This window comes from Aquisalimonas sp. (genome assembly GCF_007120195.1).
Classification (GTDB): domain Bacteria; phylum Pseudomonadota; class Gammaproteobacteria; order Nitrococcales; family Aquisalimonadaceae; genus Aquisalimonas.
On the sequence record NZ_SKOG01000278.1, the window covers coordinates 1 to 23,494 of the forward strand.

Annotated in this window: 23 protein-coding genes; 19 read left to right on the top strand and 4 right to left on the bottom strand. The window is 63.9% G+C overall.

Annotation, left to right across the window (positions count from 1 at the left end):
- The first annotated feature begins 244 nt into the window (after positions 1–244).
- The 4 genes from QZT63_RS18945 to QZT63_RS18960 all read left to right on the top strand — a co-directional run bounded on the left by QZT63_RS18945 (position 245) and on the right by QZT63_RS18960 (position 2,944).
- Positions 245–1,594, top strand: a complete 1,350-nt coding sequence (locus QZT63_RS18945; RefSeq protein ID WP_290653460.1) for a virulence factor BrkB family protein — start codon at positions 245–247, stop codon at positions 1,592–1,594.
- 36 nt (positions 1,595–1,630) lie between these two features.
- Positions 1,631–1,903 (top strand): acylphosphatase, encoded by a 273-nt coding sequence (locus tag QZT63_RS18950; protein WP_290653461.1) that lies wholly within the window; start codon positions 1,631–1,633, stop codon positions 1,901–1,903.
- A gap of 309 nt (positions 1,904–2,212) precedes the next feature.
- Positions 2,213–2,542, top strand: a complete 330-nt coding sequence (locus tag QZT63_RS18955; protein ID WP_290653462.1) for a c-type cytochrome — start codon at positions 2,213–2,215, stop codon at positions 2,540–2,542.
- Positions 2,543–2,596: 54 nt separating this feature from the next.
- The gene (locus tag QZT63_RS18960) at positions 2,597–2,944 is read left to right on the top strand and encodes a cytochrome c (protein WP_290653463.1); all 348 of its coding nucleotides are present in this window, start codon (positions 2,597–2,599) and stop codon (positions 2,942–2,944) included.
- A 183-nt stretch (positions 2,945–3,127) separates the two neighbouring features.
- Here the strand turns inward: QZT63_RS18960 and QZT63_RS18965 are convergent, their stop codons facing one another.
- On the bottom strand, positions 3,128–4,534 hold the full coding sequence (locus QZT63_RS18965) for a sigma-54 dependent transcriptional regulator (RefSeq protein ID WP_290653464.1): 1,407 nt from the start codon (positions 4,532–4,534) through the stop codon (positions 3,128–3,130).
- Positions 4,535–4,881: 347 nt separating this feature from the next.
- Between QZT63_RS18965 and mobA the strand changes: the two genes are divergently transcribed.
- Positions 4,882–5,523, top strand: coding sequence for a molybdenum cofactor guanylyltransferase MobA (gene mobA, locus QZT63_RS18970; protein ID WP_290653466.1), 642 nt, complete (start codon positions 4,882–4,884; stop codon positions 5,521–5,523).
- A 4-nt stretch (positions 5,524–5,527) separates the two neighbouring features.
- On the top strand, positions 5,528–7,924 hold the full coding sequence (locus QZT63_RS18975) for a tetratricopeptide repeat protein (protein WP_290653468.1): 2,397 nt from the start codon (positions 5,528–5,530) through the stop codon (positions 7,922–7,924).
- An 81-nt stretch (positions 7,925–8,005) separates the two neighbouring features.
- On the opposite strand, the gene yqeC is transcribed toward QZT63_RS18975, so the two are convergent.
- Positions 8,006–8,758, bottom strand: coding sequence for a selenium cofactor biosynthesis protein YqeC (gene yqeC / locus QZT63_RS18980; protein ID WP_290653470.1), 753 nt, complete (start codon positions 8,756–8,758; stop codon positions 8,006–8,008).
- Positions 8,755–9,882, bottom strand: a complete 1,128-nt coding sequence (locus QZT63_RS18985; protein WP_290653483.1) for a hypothetical protein — start codon at positions 9,880–9,882, stop codon at positions 8,755–8,757. Before QZT63_RS18985 ends, yqeC begins: the two co-directional genes overlap by 4 nt.
- 104 nt (positions 9,883–9,986) lie before the next feature.
- Here QZT63_RS18985 and QZT63_RS18990 point away from each other — a divergent pair, with 104 nt between their 5' ends.
- Complete coding sequence (locus QZT63_RS18990) at positions 9,987–10,385, top strand: M67 family metallopeptidase (protein WP_290653485.1); 399 nt, start codon at positions 9,987–9,989, stop codon at positions 10,383–10,385.
- The gene (gene moeB, locus QZT63_RS18995; RefSeq protein WP_290653487.1) at positions 10,385–11,830 is read left to right on the top strand and encodes a molybdopterin-synthase adenylyltransferase MoeB; all 1,446 of its coding nucleotides are present in this window, start codon (positions 10,385–10,387) and stop codon (positions 11,828–11,830) included. The genes QZT63_RS18990 and moeB overlap by 1 nt, the downstream gene beginning before the upstream one ends.
- A 22-nt stretch (positions 11,831–11,852) precedes the next feature.
- On the opposite strand, the gene glp is transcribed toward moeB, so the two are convergent.
- Positions 11,853–13,130: a gephyrin-like molybdotransferase Glp gene (gene glp, locus QZT63_RS19000; RefSeq protein WP_290653489.1), complete on the bottom strand. Its 1,278-nt coding sequence runs from the start codon at positions 13,128–13,130 to the stop codon at positions 11,853–11,855.
- Between the two features lie 58 nt (positions 13,131–13,188).
- Here glp and QZT63_RS19005 point away from each other — a divergent pair, with 58 nt between their 5' ends.
- From QZT63_RS19005 to QZT63_RS19055, 11 genes are all read left to right on the top strand, one after another.
- Positions 13,189–13,401: a DUF6494 family protein gene (locus tag QZT63_RS19005; protein ID WP_290653491.1), complete on the top strand. Its 213-nt coding sequence runs from the start codon at positions 13,189–13,191 to the stop codon at positions 13,399–13,401.
- 518 nt (positions 13,402–13,919) lie between these two features.
- Positions 13,920–14,471: a DUF3305 domain-containing protein gene (locus tag QZT63_RS19010; RefSeq protein ID WP_290653493.1), complete on the top strand. Its 552-nt coding sequence runs from the start codon at positions 13,920–13,922 to the stop codon at positions 14,469–14,471.
- On the top strand, positions 14,468–15,088 hold the full coding sequence (locus QZT63_RS19015) for a DUF3306 domain-containing protein (RefSeq protein WP_290653495.1): 621 nt from the start codon (positions 14,468–14,470) through the stop codon (positions 15,086–15,088). Before QZT63_RS19010 ends, QZT63_RS19015 begins: the two co-directional genes overlap by 4 nt.
- A 17-nt stretch (positions 15,089–15,105) precedes the next feature.
- Positions 15,106–16,809, top strand: coding sequence for a 4Fe-4S binding protein (locus QZT63_RS19020; RefSeq protein WP_290653497.1), 1,704 nt, complete (start codon positions 15,106–15,108; stop codon positions 16,807–16,809).
- A gap of 11 nt (positions 16,810–16,820) precedes the next feature.
- Positions 16,821–17,444: a molecular chaperone gene (locus QZT63_RS19025; RefSeq protein ID WP_290653499.1), complete on the top strand. Its 624-nt coding sequence runs from the start codon at positions 16,821–16,823 to the stop codon at positions 17,442–17,444.
- A gap of 83 nt (positions 17,445–17,527) precedes the next feature.
- The gene (locus QZT63_RS19030; protein ID WP_290653501.1) at positions 17,528–17,743 is read left to right on the top strand and encodes a transcriptional initiation protein Tat; all 216 of its coding nucleotides are present in this window, start codon (positions 17,528–17,530) and stop codon (positions 17,741–17,743) included.
- A gap of 56 nt (positions 17,744–17,799) precedes the next feature.
- Positions 17,800–20,679 carry a molybdopterin-dependent oxidoreductase gene (locus QZT63_RS19035; RefSeq protein WP_290653503.1) on the top strand — a complete coding sequence of 960 codons (2,880 nt, stop codon included), beginning with the start codon at positions 17,800–17,802 and terminating at the stop codon, positions 20,677–20,679.
- A gap of 26 nt (positions 20,680–20,705) precedes the next feature.
- A complete protein-coding gene (gene fdh3B / locus QZT63_RS19040; protein ID WP_290653504.1) occupies positions 20,706–21,296 on the top strand; it encodes a formate dehydrogenase FDH3 subunit beta in 591 nt (196 codons plus the stop codon).
- Between the two features lie 90 nt (positions 21,297–21,386).
- On the top strand, positions 21,387–21,581 hold the full coding sequence (locus QZT63_RS19045) for a hypothetical protein (protein WP_290653506.1): 195 nt from the start codon (positions 21,387–21,389) through the stop codon (positions 21,579–21,581).
- 17 nt (positions 21,582–21,598) lie between these two features.
- A complete protein-coding gene (locus QZT63_RS19050; protein WP_290653508.1) occupies positions 21,599–22,720 on the top strand; it encodes a formate dehydrogenase subunit gamma in 1,122 nt (373 codons plus the stop codon).
- An 89-nt stretch (positions 22,721–22,809) separates the two neighbouring features.
- A complete protein-coding gene (locus tag QZT63_RS19055; protein ID WP_290653510.1) occupies positions 22,810–23,307 on the top strand; it encodes a DUF6505 family protein in 498 nt (165 codons plus the stop codon).
- The last annotated feature ends 187 nt before the right edge of the window (positions 23,308–23,494 follow it).

A 23,494-nucleotide genomic window follows, 5' to 3' on the forward strand; every position in this document is an offset into this window, starting at 1 on the left:
ACGGTTCCTGGCAAGGCGCGCCGACGAGGCGTAGCGGGGACTACGGCGAGGAGGCGCAACGCCGCCAGGGGCCGTCAGGGCCGCGACAATCGTAACGTTATTTGCGGGACAGGACACTAGCGTCCGATTTTATTTGTCGGCGCGGGAATGACGGCGCTCGCCCGTGCTGCCAGACTGTGCGGAAGCAAGGGGATACCTGCGCTTCACACCGCGAGTGCCGGGCCCCCATGGAGACTAAGGAGTCATGAACGTCATCGCCAAGCTCCGAGAGGGCCATTCCAAACTCCGAGAGCGCCATCCACGGATCCAATCGCTTGAGTCCGCAGTGACGGAAACGATTGGCTTCATCAGGCACTTGGGCCATCGTTTCTTCCAGGATGGGTGCCTGGATAGTGCAGGGACGCTTGCCTATACGACGCTGTTGTCCATCGTGCCGCTTTTCGCCGTGATCTTCTCCATCATGACGGCCTTCCCGGTGTTCGAGGGGTTCAGCGCCAGGTTGCAGGATTGGCTGTTCGAAAACCTCGTGCCCGCGTTCGGTGAGGTGGTGCAGGATTACTTGCAGCAGTTTGCCAGCCGCGCCGCCGGCCTGACGGCCGTCGGGCTCGTGGGGATTGCGGTGGCTGCCATCATCATGATGGCAGCCATCGACAAGGCAATGAACCGCATCTGGCAGGGCGGCAAGCGGCGCTCGGCGGTGCAGAGCTTCATGGTCTACTGGACAGTGCTCACCGTCGGTCCCTTTCTCGTGGCCACCTCCTTGGTGCTGTCCTCTTATCTCTTTGCCCTGGCCGAGTTTACCGATGTCGCCGATGGCGCATCAGTGGAGCAGCGCCTCCTGGCGATCGCACCGTTCTTCGCTCTCGTGCTCGCGTTCACATTTCTGTATGCGGCTGTGCCGAATCGGCGTGTACCCTTTTGGCATGCTGTGACTGGCGCCGTGGTCGCGGCGTTGCTGTTTGAGGTGGCACAGCGGGGGTTTGCGGCGTTCGTCACCAACGTTCCCACCTACGAGGCCGTTTACGGCGCGCTGGCGGCATTGCCGATTTTCCTCATCTGGGTCTATGTTTGCTGGGTGGTGGTGTTGTTGGGTGCTGAATTCACCAAGGCGCTCAGCGGCTATCGACGGGGCCGTGAGGGGTCTCTGTCTGACCCGCGCTTGGCGCTTGTACTGGCCGTGCGCGTGACCGGCGATTTCTGGCGTGCTCAGCAGGAGGGGCAGGGTTTATCGCGACAGGCGCTGCTGGAGCTCGAGCCCGATGCCAGTGAGCCGGCCCTGTCAGACGCAATTGCCGCCTTGGAGCACACGCGGGTCATCCGCCGCACCGAAGAGGGCAGCTGGGTACTGGCACGGGATCCGTCGACGTATACATTGCTCGATCTGTACCGCGGCTATCCGTTCGTGCTGGCGAATGTGCCTCCGCGCCTGCGGGAGCGGGATGCGTGGAACAGGGCGTTGTCGCGAACCCTTGGTGAAGCCATCCACCGGAGCGAAGAGATCCTGGATCTGCCGATTCGGGAGCTGTTCGAACGGGGGCGGGAAATCGGTCCGGTGGCATCGCAGACGGCGAAGGATCGCGTGGCGGGCGGGTAGGCCGCGTTTTGTCTGGTCCTAGCGCGAGGAAGTGGTATGAGTGAGATCTGCATCCTTGGTCACGTCTCCGGGCGCGTGCAGGGCGTGTTCTTCCGTGGTACCACGCAGGAGGAGGCACGTCGCCTCGGCCTGCGCGGCTATGCGCAGAATCTTCCGGACGGGCGCGTGCGCATCCTGGCCAGCGGCCCCCCCGAGGCCCTGGAGTCGTTCAGGGAATGGGTCGCCCAGGGACCGCCGAATGCGCGTGTTGAGGAGGTCCATTGGCAGGAGGTGGATGAGGAGCCGCCCGCCGGGTTTCAGGTGCGCTAACGGGCCGGTCGGCGGATGGTGACGGCTCGGTGCAGAAGCTTCGGGTTGGTATCCGAGTCGGACGCGACTATCATTTAGCCGATAGTGTTACGCTTTTCGCCCTTTGACGCGGGCGGATGGGCTGAGCTAGGCGCTGTCGGCGCGTGCATGGCGGCGTGCTTGGCCAGTTTAAAGGAGTGCAGCAGGGTGTCCTTTACGGTTGCTGCAATCCCTGGAACCATAAAAAGTTGATTGTGGGGTACCACCCAAGGGCGGCCACGACATCGCCGCCGACCACTCGTCACACGAAAGAAAAACAGAGAGCATTCCATGAAATTGAAGATCCTGTTTCTCGGACTGACGCTCGGCGCCTCTGGTGCGATGGGAGTCGTTCATGCGGACGACGAACAAGGTGATCCGGCTGTGGGTGAACGCCTCGCGGCGACGTGCATGGGCTGTCATGCGGTGGCAGGGGCACGCAACGCGTACCCTTCGTACCGTGTGCCCAAGATCGGTGGGCAGTTTGAGGAATACATTGTGAACTCCCTCAAGGCCTACCGAGATGGTGAGCGTGAGCATGCGACCATGCACGCGCAGGCCGCAACCCTCACCGAGCAGGAAATGCGTGATATCGCGGCGTTCTTTGCACAAGAGCGCTGAGGCCGGGTGCATCTGCGGATCCCCGCGGTTCCGACTCAAGGAATTGATAGACAGATGATCAAACACAGCCTATTTGCCGCCTTCAGCAGCCTCGCCGTGTTGGTCTCCGGGCCCCTTCTGGCCATTGACCGGGGTGACCCTGCGGCGGGTCAAGAAATCGCCGAGGCTCAGTGCGTGGCCTGTCACGCGGTGGACGGGACGGCGGACAACCCGGAATGGCCCAAGATCTCCGGTCAGTACGTGGACTACCTCGTGAAATCACTGCAGCAGTATCAGGATGGCACGCGGGAAAACGCGGTGATGCAGGGCCAGGTCGCGGATCTCTCCGCGCAGGATCTGCGCGACGTCGCATCCTACTACTCCGACCTCGACGGTGAGCTGTACGTCCCGAGACGCCGTTGATTGACGGAACAGCCGGGGCTGGCTGGCAAGTCGCCGCCGGTGCGCCTTCCGAGATGTTGTCACGGGCCTGATCGGCGAGACGGGAGAGTAGCTGTAGCACTTCCCGTGGAGGCGGCCCCGTGTCCCCGGCAGGTTTCCGCGTGTTGTGACGCCCTCCCCGGTGTTGGCAGCGTTTCGGGAGCCTTACTGCTCGGCCTGATTCCAGGCCTTGACCTTGCGCTCGAGGGTCTTCCGCGAGACCCCAAGGCGGCGCGCCGCCTCGGACTTGTTGCCGCCAGCCGCGCCAAGGACCTTGCGGATGTGGAGTCTTTCCACTTCTTCCAGCGACATGTCCGTGGGGAACCCAAACTCGCTGCCCTCTGCTCCCAGGAAACCGGGCGCATCGAGTTGCTCCTGTCCCAGACACTCCGATGGCGTTTGGTTGAGCAGCATGGCGCGTTCGATGAGATTCTTGAGCTCGCGCACATTGCCCGGCCACTGGTGCTGCGACAGGCGTTCGATATCCGCGCGAGTGAACTGCAATGGCGGCAAGCCCAGCTCCTCGGCGAGGTTGTCCGCAAACAGCCGGGCCAGGTGCGGAATATCCGACGGCCGTTCGCGCAGGGGCGGCAGACGTAGCCCCAGGACATTGAGCCGGTAATAGAGGTCTTCCCGGAAGCGGCTCTGCGCCACCTCCTCGGCCATGTCGCGGTTCGTGGCCGTGACAATGCGGACATCGACCGGTCGTTCACGTTCCGATCCCACCGGGCGTATCACCCGTTCCTCGAGCACCCGCAGGAGTTTCGACTGCATGGCGAGCGGCATCTCGCAGATTTCATCGAGAAACAGCGTCCCGCGGCTGGCATGGACAAACAACCCCTCACGGGCTTGTGTTGCCCCCGTGAATGCCCCCTTGGTGTGGCCGAACAGCTCGCTCTCGAGTAGTTCGGGCGCAATGGAGCCGCAATTGACCGGCACAAAGGGGCCGCGCCGGCCGCTGAAACGGTGCAGACAGCGTGCGGCGACCTCTTTGCCGGTACCGGATTCGCCCTCAAGCAAAACGGTTGTGTTACGGCTGGCAACCCGACGGATCAAGCCCATCAGGCTGCGCATGGCCTCGCTGTGGCTGACGATTCCCTCCAGCCCGCCCCCCGGTTTCGCCGGCAGCGCCTCGAGGGGCGCCGCGGACGCATCGAGGCAGTACTCCACTGCCGCCAGAATCTGATCCAGCGAGAACGGCTTTGATACGAAGCAGACCTCAGGCAGGTCAGCGGCCTCGTGCGAATCGATGTCCTCCGGGTAGGCGCTCATGAGCACCATTGGGGTTCGCACGCCGGCGTGGCGCAGCGCGCGGGCCCAGTCGAGCCCGGAGCGGTCCGGCATGCGGATGTCGATGATGAGTACGTCAAAATGGCAGCGCCGCCGCAGCGCGTCCGCTTCGTGGATACTTGCCGCGACCTCCACGAACGAGCAGCGCCGTGCGAGCGCGAAGCGCATGAAATCCCTGATATTGAGCGCGTCGTCAACGACCAGCGCCGCCAGTTGGCTGTCTGGGTTGCGCGGCCCCTGCGGGCTCGCGTTTGCAACGACTTCGTTCACGGATTCATTCACACACGAACCCCATTGGGTGTTGAAGTTGTCTCATTCTGGCAACTGTGTCCAAGAGCGTCGACTGGCACCTTTGTTTTAGGCCGGTCCGCGCGCCACGGTGCCAACCCCAAAATGCAGCAGATTCAGGCCGTAGATCCGGGGTAAATTGCGACGCAATGGACCAGTTGGCGATCAATTTGGTGCTTAATGACCCAGTGCATGCCATTGTCCCAATTTAGTGCATCCGATTCGCGCTGTCATCTTCAACCTCTTGTGCAGTGCGGCGCTTCGGTGATTGGTCATGGAGCGCTGCCGCGAAACCCCGGACAGGCTGCTATCATGCGGTCGTTACTCGCTGGCAGGACCGCATGATGACCCAACCGCAGTTGCACAGCGTCACGGGGATAATCCTGGCAGGCGGGCGAGCGACCCGCATGGGCGGCACGGACAAGGGGCTGGTGGAACTCGCCGGTCAGTCCATGGTGGATCATGTTGCGCAACGACTTGCCCCGCAGACTGGCGCCCTGGTGATTAATGCCAATCGCAACCGTGTGGCCTACGAACAGCGGGGCTGGCCGGTGGTGCCCGATGCGTTCGGCGAGTTTGCCGGGCCTCTGGCCGGAATGGCGGCCGGCCTCACCGCGAGCACCACGGCGTGGGCTGTGACCGTGCCGTGCGATTCGCCCCTGGTTCCGCCCGATCTGGTCGCCCGGCTCAGCAGCGCCGTGCATGCTGACAACGCCGATCTTGCTGTTGCGTGGGGCGCGGGGCGGATGCAACCGGTCTTCGCCCTGCTGCCGCGTCGGCTGCTTCCCGACCTGGAGGCATTCCTGCGCGACGGTGGCCGCAAGATCGATCAATGGTACGCCCGTCACCGGGTGGCGCAGGCCGATTTCGAGGATTGTGCCGAGGCGTTCTTGAACGTCAACACCCCGGAAGACAGGGATGCCCTGGAGGCGCGCCTGACCCGGCTCGAGGCGCCTGGAGCGGCACAACCGGGGGAACTTTAGTCTGATGCACCAGCAGGAGTTGGCGCCAGATATTGAGGCTCTTGCGGAGGCGGACCACGCAGGCTATGCAGCATCCATGGGTGCTGCATCGGTGGATCGCGCCGACATAAGACGGCTTAATCGCCATGCGGCGCGGCGTGACCGGCCACTGGTCATTATTGGCACGGACACCACGGCGTTGTTGGCGCACTGGTCGCGTCGGCATGCCAGCAAGCACCCGGAAAGCGAGTGTTTCACGCACTTTGTTGGCTGTACCGCGGAGAGTCGGCGAACGGAGCGGTTGCTTGAACGCTTGTTGCTGTGGCTGCGGCGGATCGCCGCGCTCCCGGACCCCATTCCCGCGGACCCTCAGGCGCGCCGCGAGTTGCTGCCGAACTGGCTGGCCCGGGCCGCGGCGCGGCGGGGCCTCGTGCTGGTGCTGGACCGTGTCGAGGGGCTTGAAGATGCCAACGCCGCGCAGGCCCTCGACTGGCTGCCGGATCATTTGCCACCAAACGTTCGGCTTGTGGCGGGTGCGAAGAAGGGTGTAGCCGCGGCAGAGCAGCTGCGTCAGCGGGGCTGGCAGTTGCACTTTCTGAGTGATGCTGATGATGCTGATGCGACAGCGCGACTGCCAGACGACGTGCCGCCGGCGATGCTGCGCTTGCTGTGGGCGTGTCGCCGGGGGATGACGTACGCGGAGCTGGCGGCCGCCGGCCACTCGGACCTTGGATCGGTCAGTGGCGCGATCTATGAAGCGGATGGCCGCCTGCAGCTGGCCGGACCGGGCGTCAGGGACGCCGTGCGCCGGCAGCTCGTTGCCGATGGGGCTGACCGCCAAGCGGCCCACATGGAACTCGCCGAGCTGCTGGGAGGGCATGTATCGGCCCCGCGTCAATTGGACGAACTCCCCTGGCAGTGGACAGAGGCGAGGCACTGGGAGCGCCTGGCGACCATGCTGGGGCAGCCCGTGGCACTTCTGGCACTATTGCAGCAGCCGGACCGGCTCGATCTCATGCACTGGTGGCGCGCTTGGGGTCTCGACGAGGCGCTGGTGGAGTGGTATGCCGAGCGCTTGGCGGACTGGCGTGCGGCGATGGCCGTGGACGCCTTCGCGGAGCTCGTCGTGGAGCTGTGCGCCGCTTTCCGCGAGGCGGGTTTAACCGGGGGGCTGGGGCCCTTCTTCCAGGCCCTGGATGTGATGGACGCGCCGCTGTGCGCAAGCCTGCAGGCGCGGGTGCTGTCACTGCGTGGCAGCTGGCTCATGGAGCACGGCGAGCTTGCCGCAGCCGAAAAACCATTGCGCCGCGCACTGGCGTTGCGCCTGGAGACGCTCGGTGCGGATCATCCGCAGACGCGCACCAGCCGCCATCAACTGGCAACCTGGCATGAGGAGCGCGGCGAGCTATCCGCGGCGGAGGAGCTCTACCGTGTTGCGCTGCAGGAACGCGAGCAGTCGTTGGGTGAGCACGCCGCCGGCCTGATTCCGTACCTCACGAACCTGGGCGCCGTGCTCAAGGCCATGGACGACGTCGATGGCGCCAAGCGCTGTCTCCGGCGGGCGCTGGAGATCGCCGAGCGCCAGTACGGGAACACGCATCCGACCATGGCGGCCTGCCTGGATAACCTGGCCGGCGCGGTGTATGCGGAGCATGACTACCAGCAGGCGGAGACGCTTTACCAGCGGGCACTGGGCATTGCGGAGACGATTTTCGGCCCCACCCATGCGGCGACCGCGGCGGCAGCCCACAATCTGGGCGCGGTGATGGATGCGCAGCAAGATTTCCGTACAGCGGAAATGCTCTTTCAGCGCGCGCTGGATGTTCGCGAGGCGCTGTTTGGCCCGGAGCATGTCGATACGGTGTCGAGCCTGCACAACCTCGCCGGGGTCAAGGACGCCATGGGCCGGTACGACGACGCCGAGCCGCTGTACCGCAAGGCGATTGCTAACTGGGAGGCGCTGGTGGGCAAGGATCACCCGGCCACGGCCACCAGTGTGAACAATCTTGCGGATTTGCTGCGCGAGACCGGGCACTACGACGAGGCGGAGCAGTTGTATCGGCGCAATCTGGAGACCTGGCGGGGGCTCATGGGCGAGGAGCACCCGCATACCCTGATGACGCTTTGTGAACTGGCGGGACTTTACGCGGACCGGAAACGCTTTCGCGACGCGGAGCCGATGCTCTCCGACGCGGTAGAACGTACGGCGCGGGTGCTCGGCCGGGACAACATGGATCACATCAATGCGGTCACCCGGCTTGCGGCACTCTACCGCGATACGGGCCGCCGTGATGAGGCCAGGCGGCTGCTGATGCAGACGATTACTGCGGTGGAGGGCACGCTGGGGATGATGTCGCCACGGGTGCAGAAGCTCAGACGGCATCTGGAGGCCCTGGACGTGGATCCGGATCGGCTGCATTGAGCGCGGGAGCGGCGGTTGTCGACCTCCCCGGGAGGTGCAGCGGCGCCACCTGGTGACAGCCATCTGCATTCAAGCGCCGATTCAGCGGCGGATTACATCGACCAGCAGCCCCGGCTGTTTCAGGCTTGTGAGCACGACGCGATCGAAGCGCTCGCCGCCGTCGAGGATGTGGCGGGCCGTCTCCTCGGCGGCGCGGCGGGCGGCGGGCGTGTCCACCATGTTGAGAACCGGTACCGGGGTGACATTGGCGCAGCCGCGCAGCATCCCCTGCGGATGGGTATAGAGCCGGGCCATGTCGGCTGGGGTGAGGAGCTGATCCTCGCACAGGCCCGTGATTGCCAGGACGCGGTCGAGGCGATGGGCGATGCGCTCGTTGACCGGCCGTGCCAGGGCTTGCACGGAACCCACGAGCAGGGCGACGTCGGCGCACGCCGGAATTATCGGCTCATCATCGCGGGGTGCCTTGATCTGGCGCATGCGGGCGCCGTCGGCCTTGACGACGGTGAGTGCGAAGGCGCCCTCACGGTGGATCGCCGCAAGGGTCTGTGCCGAGACGCCAGCCAGCCGGCCGACCTTGCTGCAGGGCTGGGCGTAGAGAATGCGCCCGGCGCTGTGACTCGGTACCCGGTCGCGCAGGGCGGTTTCCTCGTCCACCACCACGGCGGCAGCGAGTTTCGGCGGTGGCTGGTAGGTGAACACCGTGGCGGTCATGGCGGTGCGCCCGGGGTGGTGTTGCAGCAGGTGGTAGAGCAGGGTCTTCTTGCCGCCCGCACCGACGGCGCAGACAATGCCCCGTTCGGCGCCCAGTGCTTCATACAGGGTGTCGCGACTCATGGCACTCGCTCCGCGGGGACCACCGCTGCCGTGACAGAAAGGATGCGCGGCAGGAACGCAGCCAGCAGCTTCCAGCGCTGGCCGCGGTCGCTGCTTGCGAAGAGGTGGCCGCCGGATGTGCCGAAATAGACACCGCATTCCGGCAGGTCATCCACATCCATGGCATCCCGCAGCACCGAGACGTAGGCGTGCTCCTGGGGCAGCCCCTTGGTCAGGGCGTGCCAGCTGTGCCCGGCGTTGGCCGTGCGATAGACGCGCAGCCGCCCGTCCACGGTCGTACGCAAGTGATTGCTGTCGATAGGGATGACATAGAGCGCGTCCGGGTCGGCCGTCTCGGTCACGGCCGCGTAGCCGAAGTCGCTCGGCAGGCCGGCGGTGATCTCCGTCCAGCGGTCGCCGGCATCGTCGCTGTGGTACACGCCGTGATAGCACTGGCGATAGAGACGATCGGACGTGCGCGGATGCACGACCAGGCGATGGATGTTGTGGCCGGTTTCTGGACTGGCCTGGGGCAGGTGCTCGGCGCGCACGCCGGCATTGATCGGCGTCCAAGAGCGCCCGCCATCATCACTTCGAAATGCGCCTCCCGCGGAGACCGCCGCGAACATCCGGTTCGGGTTGTCCGCAGCGACATGGATGGAATGCAGGAAAAATCCGCCCCGCGCCGGTTCCCAGGTGTCGCGAGAGGGATGATGATTGATGCCCTGGACTCCGGCCCAGGAGCCGCCTGCGTCGGTGGTCACGAACAGCCCCGCGGGGTCAATGCCGGCGTACACCGTCTCCGGCGCGTCGGCTGCCCCGGGCGCCAGGAACCAGATCGCCCGCAACGCGGATTCCTGTTCGCCAGGGGGATGGCTCGGCCGCGCCGGCAGGGAGTCCCAGGACGCGCCGGCATCGTCGCTGCGGTAGACGTGGCTGCCCCAGATCGGGTGATTGGCCGCGGCATAACCGCGGGTAGGCCGGCGCGGGTCCAGCCAGGCGTGGAGGACCTCGTAGCCGGCGATCAGGGGACCCTCCATGCGCCATGCGTCCCGCTCGGTGTCGCTAACCAAGCGGAACAGTCCCTTTTGGGTGCCGACCAGCAGAATAACGCGGGCGTGGCGGTGCCGAGTGGATGGACCCATGTGACTCCTCAGGTTGCGCTCGGTTGTGAGTCGGGACGCGCGTTGGCACGCATTGCACCAGATAAAGGGGGCGTGCGGCGATCCTGAACTGATATCATAAGGCCATGAGTGAGACGCAACTGCTTTCCGGTCTGCGCGGGGCGCTGGTTGCACACGCGCGCAGAGCGGCGCCCGAAGAGGCCTGTGGCCTATTGCTCGGACAGCACGACCGTCCCACGGAGGTCGTTCGTTTGAGCAATCACGCCCACCAGCCTGTCCGCCGCTACGCCCTGGATCCGCTGGAGTACATGCAGGTGGAACGCTCCGCTGATCAGCGCGGGCTCGCCGTGGTCGGCGTCTGGCACAGCCACCCGGATGGCGGTGCGGAACCCTCGGAGACAGACCGCCGCGCAGCCTGGCCGGGGTGGCTGTACATCATCGTCGGCTTACCCGCATCGGGCGACCCGGAGATTCGTGGCTGGCGGCTGCATGGTAACCGCTTTTGTGAGGACACGCTGCGCTGATGCCCGTCGTGACCGTACGCTTGCCCACGCCATTGCGCCCGCACGCCGGGGGGGCGCCGGAGCTCAGCCTTGAGGCCAGCACGCTCGCGGAGCTCCTGACCCGTGTCGCGGAGGATTACCCCGGGCTGGGACAACGGCTGTTGACGCCCGAGGGGGACGTGCGGGCGTTTGTCAATATCTTCGTGGGTGAACACAACATGTCGGCCCTGGATGGGCAGCAGACCGAGCTTGAGGACGGACAGGTGATCTCCATTCTGCCCGCCGTCGCCGGCGGCTCGGGTAAGGCCCGTGATCGCCACCTGGAGCGCCTGCGTCAGGAAGTCGGTGAGCTCGAGCCCCTTCAGGCGCAGGCCATGGCGGCTGACGGGGCGGCGCTTATCGACGTTCGCGAGCCTGACGAAATCGCCTCGGGGAGCCCGGAGGGGGCGCTGCGCATGGGGCGTGGTTACCTGGAGCTGCGCATTGAGGAGGAAATCCCCGACCTCGATCGTCCCGTGATTGTCTTGTGCGCGAGTGGGTCGCGTTCGCTGCTTGCGGGCGGCGATCTACGCCGGCTGGGCTATAGCCGCGTTTACTCCGTCGCCGGCGGGTTCAACCGCTGGAAGGACGACGGGCTGCCATTTACCGTGCCCCGGGTGCTGGACGCGGATGCCCGCGCGCGGTACGCCCGCCACCTGCTTATGCCGGAAGTAGGTGAGAGGGGGCAAATGCGGCTTATGGACAGCAAGGTGTTGCTGGTCGGGGCCGGGGGGCTTGGCTCGCCGGCGGCTTTGTACCTGGCCGCCGCCGGCGTGGGCCGCATTGGTATTGTCGACCATGACGTGGTCGATCGCAGCAACCTGCAGCGGCAGGTCATCCACAGTGAAGAGCGCGTCGGCGAGTCCAAGGTCGCTTCCGCGCGGGAGGCGATTCGCCAGCTCAACAGCGCGGTGACCGTCACAGGGCATGCGTGTTACCTCAACTCCGAGAATGTGGAAGACATCTTCGGTGATTACGACGTGATCCTCGACGGTGCGGACAACTTTCCCACCCGCTACCTGGTGAATGACGCCTGCGTGAAGCTCGGCATTCCCAATGTCCACGGTGCCGTCTACCGCTTCGAGGGCCAATTGTCGGTGTTCTGGCCCGGCCGTGCGGGCGCCCCAGGGCCCTGTTATCGCTGTCTCTTCCCGGAGCCACCGCCGCCTGAACTCGCTCCCTCGTGCGCCGAGGCCGGTGTGCTCGGTATTCTCCCCGGTGTCATCGGGCTGATGCAGTCGGTTGAGACGATCAAACTGCTACTTGGCGTGGGGGAGCCGCTCGTGGGGCGGTTGCTGCACTACGATGCCCTGGCGGCGCGTTTCCACGAGCTCAAGGTTGAGCGAGACGTGGGCTGTGCGTACTGCGGTGAGGGCCAAGTGTTTCCGGGGTATGTGGACTACCAGCTGTTTTGCGGCCAGGGGTAATGGTCTTGCCCCGGATGCCGGGTTAACCCATCACGCCTTCGAACGGCTGCACCTCCACACGGCTTCCCGCGGCAACATCGCCGCCGTCGTGGGGTAGTACGATGAAGCAGTTGGCCAGGCTGACCGAGCGCAGAATGCCGGACCCCTGGCTGCCTGTTGTCGTCACCACAAGCTCGCCGTCGCCATCGCGGCTGAGCACCCCGCGCTGGAATTCTGTCCGTCCCGGGCGCTTGCGCAAGGCATTCGCGGTGCGCACACGAAATGTCATGGGCGGTTGCGGGTCTTCGCCCATGAGCCGTCGTAGCGCCGGCTGCACGATCTGGTACCAGGTGGCAACCACGGAGACCGGATTGCCCGGCAGCCCGAAGAAACGGGCCTGCCCAATGGTGCCGAACGCCAGCGGCCGCCCTGGGCGCATGGCGATCTTCCAGAAGGCCACCTCGCCAAGTCGGCCCATGATCTCCTTGACGAAATCGGCCTCCCCTACCGAAACCCCACCCGAGGTGATAATGGCGTCCGCAAAGGAGGCGGCATCGGTAAATGCCTGTTCCATCACGTGGGGATCATCCGCCACCACGCCCATGTCCGTCGCTTCCACGCCCAACCGCTGCAGGGCAGCAAACAGGGTGTAGCGGTTGCTGTCGTAGATCTGACCCGGTTCCAGGGTCGAGCCCGCGATGCGCAGCTCATCCCCGGTGGAGAAGAAGGCCACCCGTACCCGCCGGTAGACAGGGACTTCCACCAGTCCGAGGCTGCCGAGCATGCCCAGCTCTGCCGGACCGACGCGTTGTCCGGCCATGAGGACGGTATCCCCCTGCAACAGATCCTCCCCCGCGGGACGCACATTCTGACCTGGCGTCTCCGCGGCTTGAATCGTGATCTGCCTACCCGCGCATTGAACGTTTTCCTGCATGACGACCGTGTCGGCGCCGGGCGGAATCGGAGCGCCGGTCATGATTCGCACACATTCCCCCGGCTGCATCGCCCGGGTAAAGGAAGCCCCCGCGAGCACGGTTCCGACACAGGCAAGTGTTTGCGTTCCCGCCGCGGGAATGTCCGCGCCCCGCAGGGCGTAGCCGTCCATGGCGGCGTTGTCCTGGGCAGGGACGTTGATGCTGGACTGGACCGGTGCGGCGAGGACGCGCCCCAGTGCCTGGCGCACAGTCACCCGTTCCGTACCGTGCACCGGCTCGATGACCGTGCGTATGCGCTCCCACGCGGCTTCTACGGGGAGGGAGCGTGGATCATGATCACTCCGGCAGGAGGGCTCATTTTGGAACGCTGTGTCTTTATCAGTCATGATACCCGGGAAACCCATTAGTGGGTTGCTCTGTTCGTTTACCCAAGACAGGTGTGCCATGAGTGATGATGCCCTGAATATGCAGATTCGCAAATGCCTCAAGCAGTTTGGGGTGACCTCGCAGCAGGAGATTGAGCGTGCGCTTGGCGCGGCCCTCGAGAGTGGCAAGCTCGGCGGCAATGAGACCCTCACCGTGCGAATGACCCTGGAGGTCGATGGACTGGACCTGCGTCATACGATCAGTGGTGAACTCGACTTGAATTCAGACTGACGGCAAGCGCCGGTCATTGGCTTGGCGGCACCCGAGGCTGTCACCGAAGTATCGTGTCGGCGTTAGTCGCTGCACGGCTTGGTTTCTGCACGCCGCATCCGTGGGAGACGGCTCGCGTCGGTGTGATGAAACGATGCACTGCTGCACCGCCGCATGGTGCAATGTGACCCGCTTCAGGTGGCAGATGGATGTCGGAGCTTGTCGCCTGACCGCTGCGGCGATCGTGTCAAACCAGGCGGCGTGATGGGGGAGAGGCACTTTTGGTCTGGCTGCCAGTGATTCCCCGTTCATGGCTTTATGCAGTTTCATAACTAACTGAACGAAAAGGGTATTATTTTTTGTCTCAACGCCAAGAGGCGAGTTGACGGCTGCGATGCGGCGGGTTGAACGGATCGTTGTCGACGGCATGAAACTGCCACCTATCTGTCGGATCTGCCACTTTGTGCCATAATTTTTCTGAGTGGCACCGGTCTTGCTACAGGTTTTGCCGGGGCGTATGGGTCATGTGGAGGAAAGGCGTGCAGGATGTGACTGACGGCAATCGGCCCGCAGGTTGGAGCGAGGACGCTGTGCTCCCGGCAGCGGTGATCATCGCGCACACGGCGGCCGGGCGATCCGAGGTCAACGGCGTTGTCGTGGGGCGGAGGTTTGCCAGCGAGTCCCGCCACTGCACCTGTATTCGCTCAGACGACGAGGCAAGCCTGTATTTGTGGTCCGGATTCACCCTCCGGTTGCGCCGCCCGCTGGCCGAGGACTACTACCTGAATATTCGCGGCGATGTGCCCGCGGTGTTTGTCATCGGCCGCCTGCAAGAGGGTGGTTTCACGCCAGAGCGCGTGACTGTCAGTCTGGATGAAGCACAGGACCTGGACGCCACGGAATCACGTCGCTCTGATGAGACGGTCAAGCGTACGGCGATGCCCCCGGAAGTCTACCGGTGGGTGGAAGCCTTCGTACTGAATCACTACGAACCGCGCAGGAAGGGGGGCAAGGGGCGCGGAAAGAAACGCAGCAAAGCGGTGTATGACGCAGAGGTTGGTGACCAGGCGGAACAGGAGGGCGAGTCTTGACGGAGCATGAGCGCCAAACCGTTGAGTCGGGCTTCTTTGAGCGTTGGTCGCGTCGAAAGGCGGGGAGGCGGCAGGGTGAGCTGTTGCCCGATGAACCCGAAGGCCTGAGCGATCCAGACCTGCCCGGCGAACAGACTGATGCGCAGCCGCAACGAGAGGAGGCACCGGTACGTATCGATGCCCGCACCGGCAAGCCCTTTGATGAATTGACGGACGCCGACATGCCCGATGTGGAATCCCTCTCCCAGGATTCTGACGTCAGTATGTTTCTGGCGCGCAACATCAGCCCCACGTTGCGCAGGCAGGCGTTACGCAAGTTGTTTCATATGCCCAAGTTCAACAAGGTCTCCCTGTGCGCCGAGTACGCCGGGGACTACACCACGTGGCAGCCCATCGGCGATGTCGTCCCTCATGACTGGAAGCGCGCCATCACCCGGGAGGCCGAACGGGCGCGGCAGAAGCTCGCCGCCATGGACGAAGCTCAGGGCGAGTCCGAGACCACCGCTGAAGCCGCCGATAGGCAGGGATCCCCGCAATCGGAGGAGCAGACAGTGGCCCAATCGCGGCGAGCCGGGGCGCCTCGGGACGGCGGCCAGACCGGTGACCCTGACGAGTAACCGAATCATGAGGTTTGATGACTGATTATTTGAATGTCTACGCAGACATGGCACTGCCGGCTTCCGGAGCAGCGCGAGATGCTGCCCTGCAGGCGGGAGCGGTCGTGGAGGTCGCGGCCACCTCACTGGTGGGTTATCGCTCCGCCGGCCACTTGCTGCTGATTGGGCCGGAACTCGATGCCCTCGAGTGTGCGGCGCGTCTGCGAGAGCAGCTGACATGCACCATACTCGCCACTCGCGCTCACGAGGGTGAGCTGCCTGACGAGGCGGCTGCGGCGCGTGCGGACCAGCAGCGCGTGACCGTCCTTTACGGAGAGCCGGCGAGTGTGGAGGGGCACCTTGGTCATTTTGATATGGCGCTGCAGACACCCCGCGGTGAAAGCCTGCGTGCGGCGGATCTGAACGGCACCGACCACCCCTGGTTTGATCTTGTGCTGGATCTGCGCCGCGAGCCCTCCCTGCAGATGGATCTGCCGCCGTTCGGGTATTACGCGCCCGCCGGCGATGGGGATGCGCTGGAGCGCGCGTTGGTCGAGATCCCCGAGATGACCGGGGAGTTCGAGAAACCCAAGTTCTTCAATTACAGCCCTGACATTTGTGCCCATGGCGACAGCGGGCTCACCGGTTGCACGCGTTGCCTCGACGCCTGCCCGGCGGATGCCATTGCCTCGGCGGGTGAGATCATCCAGGTTGACCCCTATCTGTGTCAGGGCGGCGGGACCTGTGCCACGGCCTGTCCCACCGGTGCGATAATTTATGCCTACCCGGGCCCCAAGGACCTCGCCGCCCGGGTTCGGGCCATGCTGCAGGCGTTCCGCGAGGCCGGCGGCACGCACCCGGTGCTGCTGTTCCACGATGACGAGGCAGGGGCCGAGCGGCTGCGGGCGATCGCGCCGGCTTTGCCCGAGCCCGTGATTCCCGTGCGAGTCGCCGAGATCGGCTCCGTGGGCATGGATCTCTGGTTGACCGCGCTCGCCTATGGGGCCTCGGGCATCACCTTGCTGGACACACCAGCGGTGCCGCCCACGGTGCGCTTGGAGGTGCAGCGTCAGCTCGGCTACACGCGCAGCCTGCTTGATGCCCTGAACCTCGGTGGGGAGCGCATCGCCCTATCACCGCGCCAGGAGAGCCCGGTGTCAATGCTCTCGGCCATGAGCGATTGGCAGCCCGTGAGCCCGGCAACCTTCGAGACCTTCAACGAGAAGCGCGGCACGCTGCGGCTGGCGATCGACCACCTGTACGGTCAGGCGATCGCACGTCCGCAGTTGACGGCCATGCCAGCCGGGGCACCGTTCGGTCAGGTTCTCGTTGACGTCGACAAATGCACGCTGTGCATGGCCTGCCCGCAGGTCTGCCCCACGCGGGCATTGACCGACGCAGGTGATCGGCCGCAGCTGAATTTCACTGAAGACCTCTGTGTTCAGTGCGGACTGTGCCAGAGCGCCTGTCCGGAAGCGGCCATCACTCTGGAATCGCGCTACCTGTTCGATTGGGAGCAGCGCCGTCAGGCCCGCGTCCTGAACGAGGAAGAGCCCTTTGAGTGCATTAGCTGCGGTACGCCCTTCGCTACACCCAGCGTCATTGAGCGGATGACCCAGCGCCTCGAGGGTCACCATATGTTTCAATCGGAAGCGAGTATGCGGCGGTTGAAGATGTGCGGTGACTGTCGCGTGAAGGACATGTTCGAATCCGAGCAGCGCTCGGGCAACACGGGAACATGAGTAGACGGCTTATGGGTACGAAACACGAATCGGCCTCCACCTCACACGCTGCCACGCGGGAAGATGAATTCCGGGCCGGTACCTGGACACTGCTGGGTCGGCTGCTTGCGACCTCACCCGACGAGACGGTGTTGGGGTTGCTGCGCCAGATCCCCGGCATCGAACAGGGACGCGATGCCGACGCGCTGGCAGCTGCCTGGCGAGAGCTCCGTGCGGGTGCCGAGCAGGCCGACCTGGAACTTTTGAAGCGTGAATTTCATGAGCTATTCATAGGGGTAGGAGGCGGTGAACTCACGCCATACGCCTCGTGGTATTTGACCGGTTCGCTCATGGAGCGTCCACTGGTGGTGCTGCGCCAGGATTTACAGCAATTGGGCGTGGAACGTCTGGAGGGTAACAGTGAGCCGGAGGATCATGCCGCTGCGATCTGCGACGTCATGGCGTTGGTGATCAGCGACCCGGATGTCTCCTTCGAGTGGCAGCGGGAGATCTTCCAAAAGCATGTGGAGCCCTGGATGGGGCAGTTCTTCCACGATCTGGAGCACGCTGAGAATGCCGAGTTCTACACAGCCGTGGGGCGGGTTGGCGTTGCCTTCGTGGCCCTGGAGCAGGATTACTTTTCCATGCTCGCCTGACACCGACCGGGTGTCAGGCGGGTGAGCGTGACGAACAGGACAGTCGAACGACTCGACGCGTCTTTAGCAGGAGGAGACAGATTATGAGCACGCCAGACACTGATAACACCCGTCCTTCGCGGCGGCGGTTTCTGAAGACAGTGGTGGCCTCGGGCGGCGCCGTGGCGTTGACGGCGGGCGCAGGGGGTGTGCTTGCGCAAAATCCTCGCGATCAGGCCGAGGACGAGCCGCACCACGGCAAGAAGGGTTACCACGAAACCAAGCATATTCGCGATTACTATGCGAGGGCGGATTTCTGAGTCGTGCGCACGTCCTGTGACCGCCATGAAATCGCCTCGAATGGAGGAGTAAGATCATGAAACTGACCAAGAAAAAGGCTGCGGGGGCCGGTGCCGCGGCTCCGGGGCTACTCGGCAAGGCGCTGACTCGACGAGCCTTTCTGCAGGGGTCGGGGTTGGCCGTCGGTGGTGCCGCCGTCGCGGGGATGCTGCCGACGTCCATGATGAAAAAGGCGAAGGCCGCGCGCCGCATCGATCCGGACCAGGAGATTAGAGAGGTATTGACGGTCTGCGGCCATTGTTCGGTTGGCTGCAGCACCATCGCCGAAGTGCAAAACGGCATTTGGGTTGGCCAGGAGCCCGCGCTGGATAGCCCCATTAACCTTGGGGCCCACTGTGCCAAGGGCGCAGCGCTGCGCAACCACGGCCACAGCACGCGCCGGGTCAAGTACCCGATGAAGAAAGTCGGGGGGCGCTGGGAGCGCATCAGCTGGGAGCAGGCCATCGACGAGATCGGTGACAAGATCCTGCATATTCGCGATGAATCCGGCCCGGACTCGCTGTGGTTTGCCGGCTCCTCGAAGGCAAACAACGAGGGCGCCTATCTGCAGCGCAAGCTGGCGGCATTCTGGGGGTCCAACAACTGTGACCACCAGGCGCGTATCTGCCACTCCACCACTGTGGCCGGTGTGGCGAACACCTGGGGATATGGCGCGCAGACCAACTCCTACAACGACATTCTCAAGTCCAAATGCATCGTCATGTGCGGCTCCAACGCCGCCGAGGCCCATCCAGTGGCGATGCAGATGATTCTGCGCGCGAAGGAGAACGGGTCGCACATGGTGGTCATGGACCCCCGCTTCACGCGCACCGCCGCGCACGCCGACACCTACGTCCGGTTCCGCTCGGGCACGGACGTGGCACTGATCTTCGGCATGCTCTACCACATCTTCGAGAACGAGTGGGAAGACAAGGAGTACCTTGAGCAGCGTGTCTTCGGCATGGATCGCGTCCGGGAAGAGGTGAAGAAGTGGACACCCGATGAAGTCGAGCGTGTCACCGGTGCCTCCGAAGAGGCGGTCTACGAGGTGGCCAGGATCATGGCCGAGAACCGTCCGGGGACGTTCGTCTGGTGCATGGGCGGCACCCAGCACACCATCGGCAACAACTACGTGCGCGCCTACAACTGCCTGCAGCTCGCGCTTGGCAACATCGGCGTCGAGGGCGGCGGTGCCAACATCTTCCGTGGCCACGACAACGTCCAGGGGGCGACCGACGTGGGCCCCAACCCGGACAATCTGCCCGGTTACTACCCACTCTCGGAGGGTGGCTGGCAGCACTGGGCCCGGGTGTGGGACGTCGACTACGAATGGCTGGCGGAGCGCTTTGACCAGGAGGAGTACGACGACGGCCAAAATGGCAAGATCAAGCCCATGAACTCGGGCGGCATTACCGTCTCGCGCTGGATCGACGGGGTGCTGGAAGACAAGGAAAACATCGCCCAGAGGGACAACATCCGCGCGGTGATGATGTGGGGTCACGCCCCGAACTCCCAGACCCGTCTGCCGGAAATGAAGGAGGCGATGGAGAAGCTCGACCTGCTGGTGGTCATCGACCCCTATCCGACTGTCTCCGCCGTGCTCCATGAGCGCACGGACGACACCTATCTGCTGCCTGCGGCAACCCAGTTCGAGCAGGCCGGCTCGGTGACCGCGTCCAATCGTTCGCTGCAGTGGCGCTTCCAGGTCATTGAGCCGCTCTACGAGCACAAGCCGGACAAGGACATCGCCTATCTGTTCGCCGAGAAGTTTGGCTTCGCCGACGAGATGTTCAAGAACATCGAGGTGGTGAACAAGCAGCCGACCTCCGAGAGCATCCTGCGGGAGATCAACAGGGGCACGTGGTCCATCGGCTACACCGGCCAGAGCCCGGAGCGGCTGAAAGAGCACATGGAGAACCAGCGCACGTTCAACGTGGCGAGCCTCAAGGCCGAGGGCGGCCCGGTGGATGGTGAGATCTACTGTCTGCCGTGGCCGACGTACGGCACCCCGGAGTTCAAACACCCCGGTACCCACGTGCTCTACGACACGAGCAAGCATGTGCTGGATGGCGGGGGTAACTTCCGTGCCAACTTCGGTACCGAGTACGAGGGTGAGAACCTGCTCGCCGAAGGGTCCTACTCCAAGGGCGCGGAGATCCAGGATGGCTACCCCGAGTTCGATTCGGAACTCCTGAAGCAGCTGGGTTGGTGGGATGACCTCACCGAGGAGGAAAAGGCCGAGGCCGACGGCAAATCCTGGACGACCGACCTCTCGGGCGGCATTATCCGGGTAGCCATGGAGCGCGGCTGCCATCCGTTTGGCAATGCCAAGGCCCGGGCCTACGTCTGGAACTTCCCGGACCCGATCCCCTTGCACCGGGAGCCGCTCTATACGCCGCGCTACGATCTGGTCGAGGACTATCCGACCTACGAAGACCGCAAGGTGTTCTACCGGCTGCCGACACGCTATGCGTCCGTTCAGGCGACCGACTACTCGGACGACTTCCCGCTGATCCACACCAGTGGCCGCTTGGTCGAGTACGAGGGCGGCGGCGAGGAGACCCGTTCCAACCCCTGGCTCGCTGAGCTCAAGCAGGACATGTTCGTGGAGATCAATCCGGCGGATGCCAACGATGCGGACGTGCGTAATGGCCAGATGGTGTGGCTGGAAGGGCCTGAAGGCGGCCGCATCCGCATTAAGGCCCTGGTCACGGAGCGCGTTGGCCGCGGCACGGTGTTCACGCCGTTCCACTTTGGTGGACGCTTCCAGGGCGAGGATTTGCTCGAACGGTATCCTGAGGGAGCCAGTCCCTACGTCCGTGGTGAGTCGAACAATACGGCGACGACCTACGGCTATGACTCGGTGACCATGATGCAGGAAACCAAGACGACGCTATGCCGCGTGACGCCGGCCTGAGAACGATTTGAGAGGAGAATGCCGTTATGGCACGAATGAAGTTTCTGTGTGACGCCGAGCGGTGCATCGAGTGCCAGGCCTGTGTCACTGCCTGCAAGAACGAGCACGAGGTGCCCTGGGGCGTGAATCGGCGCCGGGTGATTGTCATGAACGATGGCAGGCCCGGCGAGAAATCCATCTCTGTTGCCTGCATGCACTGTACGGACGCACCCTGTGCGGCGGTCTGTCCCGTGGATTGCTTCTACACCACGGCCGACGGGATCGTGTTGCACGATAAGGATCTGTGCATCGGTTGCGGCTATTGCTTCTACGCCTGCCCCTTCGGAGCGCCGCAGTACCCGCAACAAACCGCGTTCGGGGTTCGGGGCAAGATGGATAAATGCACCTTCTGCGCAGGTGGTCCCGAACCGGTGCATTCCCAGGAGGAGCTCACCAAGTACGGCACAAACCGTGTCGAGGAAGGCAAGCTGCCGTTGTGCGCCGAGATGTGTGCGACCAAGGCCCTGATTGCGGGTGACGGTAACGTGATTGCGGATATCTATCGCAAGCGCGTCATGACCCGTGGCGGCCGACCGCAGACATGGGGGTGGCAGGCAGCCTACGGCGACGACATATGACCGGGGTGAGGGCCGGGGCCCATTGCGCAGGGCCCTGGCCCACTGGGCTTGCTGGACCAGAACAACGGGACCGCTGAAGAGGAGCATTCTATGATGCCGAAAAAAATTGCCCTTTCGGCCATTGCCGCGCTCAGCCTGGGGTTGTTGGCAGGCTGTGGCGACGTGACGCTCTATGAGCCAGGGGTCTACAAGGGCTCAGGCGACGAAACGGCCTCAGAAGAAGCCGCCGAGCGGCGAGCCGACGCCCTGAGGGATCGGGCTCAAGCTGCCCATACTGACCGCTAGCTGTGGAGGAGGTCGACATGAACAAGCACCACGACGCAGCGGTGCGGGCCAGGCGGCGGTGGCGCTCGATGGTTTGGAGCATGATGGCGATTGTGTTCCTGGCCATGGCATTGCCCTCTGCGGGCTATCTGTTCGCCCAAGTCGGCGAGCCCACCGGGGAGCCGCAACGCCAGTTCTCGGAGCAAAGGGAGACCAACCCCCGTTCGGATATGTGGCGTGACGGACGCCGCGGCGAGGGTGGTTTTACCACGCAGACTGGACCCTACGTTACCAATCAGTTGATGACCAATGTCGGTGAGAATTATCGCCAGATTCGCCAGGGCCCATTAATGACAGTCGGTGGGTGGTTCCTGGTGGCGGTTTTTCTGGCGATCACGGCGTTCTACCTGCTGACCGGCCAGAAAAAAATTGATGGAGGACGTACCGGCAGGACCATCGTTCGTTGGAAGGCGTATGAGCGATTCCTGCACTGGTTCAATGCAATCTGCTTCATCATTTTGGCCATCACTGGGTTGAGTCTTTTGTTCGGGAGAACGGTGCTGATTCCCATTGTCGGGCATCAGGCCTTTTCCAGCTACGCCGAGTTCGCCTACGGTGCCCATAACTTTGTCGGACCAGCGTTCTCGGTGGGCGTATTGGTGATGATCGTGCTCTGGGCGCGTCACAACATTCCCAAGAAGCATGACTGGGTATGGTTCAAGGAAGGCGGGGGGATTATCGGTAACAAGCACCCGCCCGCGGGCAAGATGAACGGCGGTGAGAAGGTGTGGTTCTGGGTTGGCGTCTTTGCCCTGGGGCTGACGGTGATCATCACCGGGTTGATCGCGCTGTTCCCGAATCTGGGTTTCCAGACCCGAGAGATCATGTCCTGGGCGCTGATCATCCATGCCACGGCAGCGATTCTGTGGATGGGTTTGTTCCTGGGCCATGCCTACATCGGCACCCTTGGTACCGAAGGGGCGCTGGAAGGCATGACGCGCGGCCGCGTCGATGTCGCGTGGGCGAAGCAGCACCATGACCTGTGGTATGAGGATGTGGTCGCTGCGGGTGAAAAACCCGTTTCCGAAGAGGAACTACACGGCCGGCAGCAACAAGGCCCCGCACCTGGTTCGACCCCTGCGGGCGAGCGAGGCACTTGACCTGCAGAACGTGAAGTCTGCCCGGTGACGGCAGGCGCCCCCCCGTGGGGACGTCTGCCGTTCGTCGTTCGTGAGGTATGATGAGTGCAATGAAGTTCATGCGCGTAGCACGTCTAGACGACACGGACGAGCACGTCTACGAGCGGGCGGCGCAGGTCGGCGAGCCGGCGGTTCCGGGGAGTTTCGCTTTTACGTTCTCGGATCGGGATCCAGCGACGTTTGCCGGCAAGGAAAGACAGGCGTTTCGCCATGGCTTCCTCGGGGTGCGCAGCTTTGGCTGGGCCACTGTCGTGGTGGTCGTTGAAATTGAGGAAGGTGAGTATAAGAGTGTGATCGAAGCGCTGGCCCACCATTTTGTTAGTAAGTATGGCGCACCCTCGTTGGAGGCAGCGCTACCGGTGGCCCGAGAGGAAGCAGAGTATGCGGCCAGCCTCTGCGAGCAGGAAGACAACACACTGCTTGCCGTAGAGCGCGCAGTAGATGACAAGGGCATTCACGAGGCCTTCAAGACACTGCAGCCCCGGGCGAACTGGCAAGGGGAGGGGAAGCAGCCGGTGCGTGTGTGGGATTTCTTTCGCGAGGAATGATCGCCACCCGGGTACAATGGCGGCTGCGTATTGCGCCAATCATGCTGACGAGCAGAAATGCCGCCGGCGGGCGAGTCCCCATTAATAGTGGCTAGGGGGTCTACAAACGTTTCATCGGGCGCCCCGTCACGAACCCGTGACGTCGCTCAGGACATACACGACCGGGCGTCCAGAGCCCGGCCTAGGC

Coding starts and splice junctions, on each gene's coding strand:
- QZT63_RS18945 (WP_290653460.1), top strand. CDS start 245: ATGAACGTCATCGCCAAGCTCCGAGAGGGCCATTCCAAACTCCGAGAG.
- QZT63_RS18950 (WP_290653461.1), top strand. CDS start 1,631: ATGAGTGAGATCTGCATCCTTGGTCACGTCTCCGGGCGCGTGCAGGGC.
- QZT63_RS18955 (WP_290653462.1), top strand. CDS start 2,213: ATGAAATTGAAGATCCTGTTTCTCGGACTGACGCTCGGCGCCTCTGGT.
- QZT63_RS18960 (WP_290653463.1), top strand. CDS start 2,597: ATGATCAAACACAGCCTATTTGCCGCCTTCAGCAGCCTCGCCGTGTTG.
- mobA (WP_290653466.1), top strand. CDS start 4,882: ATGATGACCCAACCGCAGTTGCACAGCGTCACGGGGATAATCCTGGCA.
- QZT63_RS18975 (WP_290653468.1), top strand. CDS start 5,528: ATGCACCAGCAGGAGTTGGCGCCAGATATTGAGGCTCTTGCGGAGGCG.
- yqeC (WP_290653470.1), bottom strand. CDS start 8,758: ATGAGTCGCGACACCCTGTATGAAGCACTGGGCGCCGAACGGGGCATT.
- QZT63_RS18985 (WP_290653483.1), bottom strand. CDS start 9,882: ATGGGTCCATCCACTCGGCACCGCCACGCCCGCGTTATTCTGCTGGTC.
- QZT63_RS18990 (WP_290653485.1), top strand. CDS start 9,987: ATGAGTGAGACGCAACTGCTTTCCGGTCTGCGCGGGGCGCTGGTTGCA.
- moeB (WP_290653487.1), top strand. CDS start 10,385: ATGCCCGTCGTGACCGTACGCTTGCCCACGCCATTGCGCCCGCACGCC.
- glp (WP_290653489.1), bottom strand. CDS start 13,130: ATGACTGATAAAGACACAGCGTTCCAAAATGAGCCCTCCTGCCGGAGT.
- QZT63_RS19005 (WP_290653491.1), top strand. CDS start 13,189: ATGAGTGATGATGCCCTGAATATGCAGATTCGCAAATGCCTCAAGCAG.
- QZT63_RS19020 (WP_290653497.1), top strand. CDS start 15,106: ATGACTGATTATTTGAATGTCTACGCAGACATGGCACTGCCGGCTTCC.
- QZT63_RS19025 (WP_290653499.1), top strand. CDS start 16,821: ATGGGTACGAAACACGAATCGGCCTCCACCTCACACGCTGCCACGCGG.
- QZT63_RS19030 (WP_290653501.1), top strand. CDS start 17,528: ATGAGCACGCCAGACACTGATAACACCCGTCCTTCGCGGCGGCGGTTT.
- QZT63_RS19035 (WP_290653503.1), top strand. CDS start 17,800: ATGAAACTGACCAAGAAAAAGGCTGCGGGGGCCGGTGCCGCGGCTCCG.
- fdh3B (WP_290653504.1), top strand. CDS start 20,706: ATGGCACGAATGAAGTTTCTGTGTGACGCCGAGCGGTGCATCGAGTGC.
- QZT63_RS19045 (WP_290653506.1), top strand. CDS start 21,387: ATGATGCCGAAAAAAATTGCCCTTTCGGCCATTGCCGCGCTCAGCCTG.
- QZT63_RS19050 (WP_290653508.1), top strand. CDS start 21,599: ATGAACAAGCACCACGACGCAGCGGTGCGGGCCAGGCGGCGGTGGCGC.
- QZT63_RS19055 (WP_290653510.1), top strand. CDS start 22,810: ATGAAGTTCATGCGCGTAGCACGTCTAGACGACACGGACGAGCACGTC.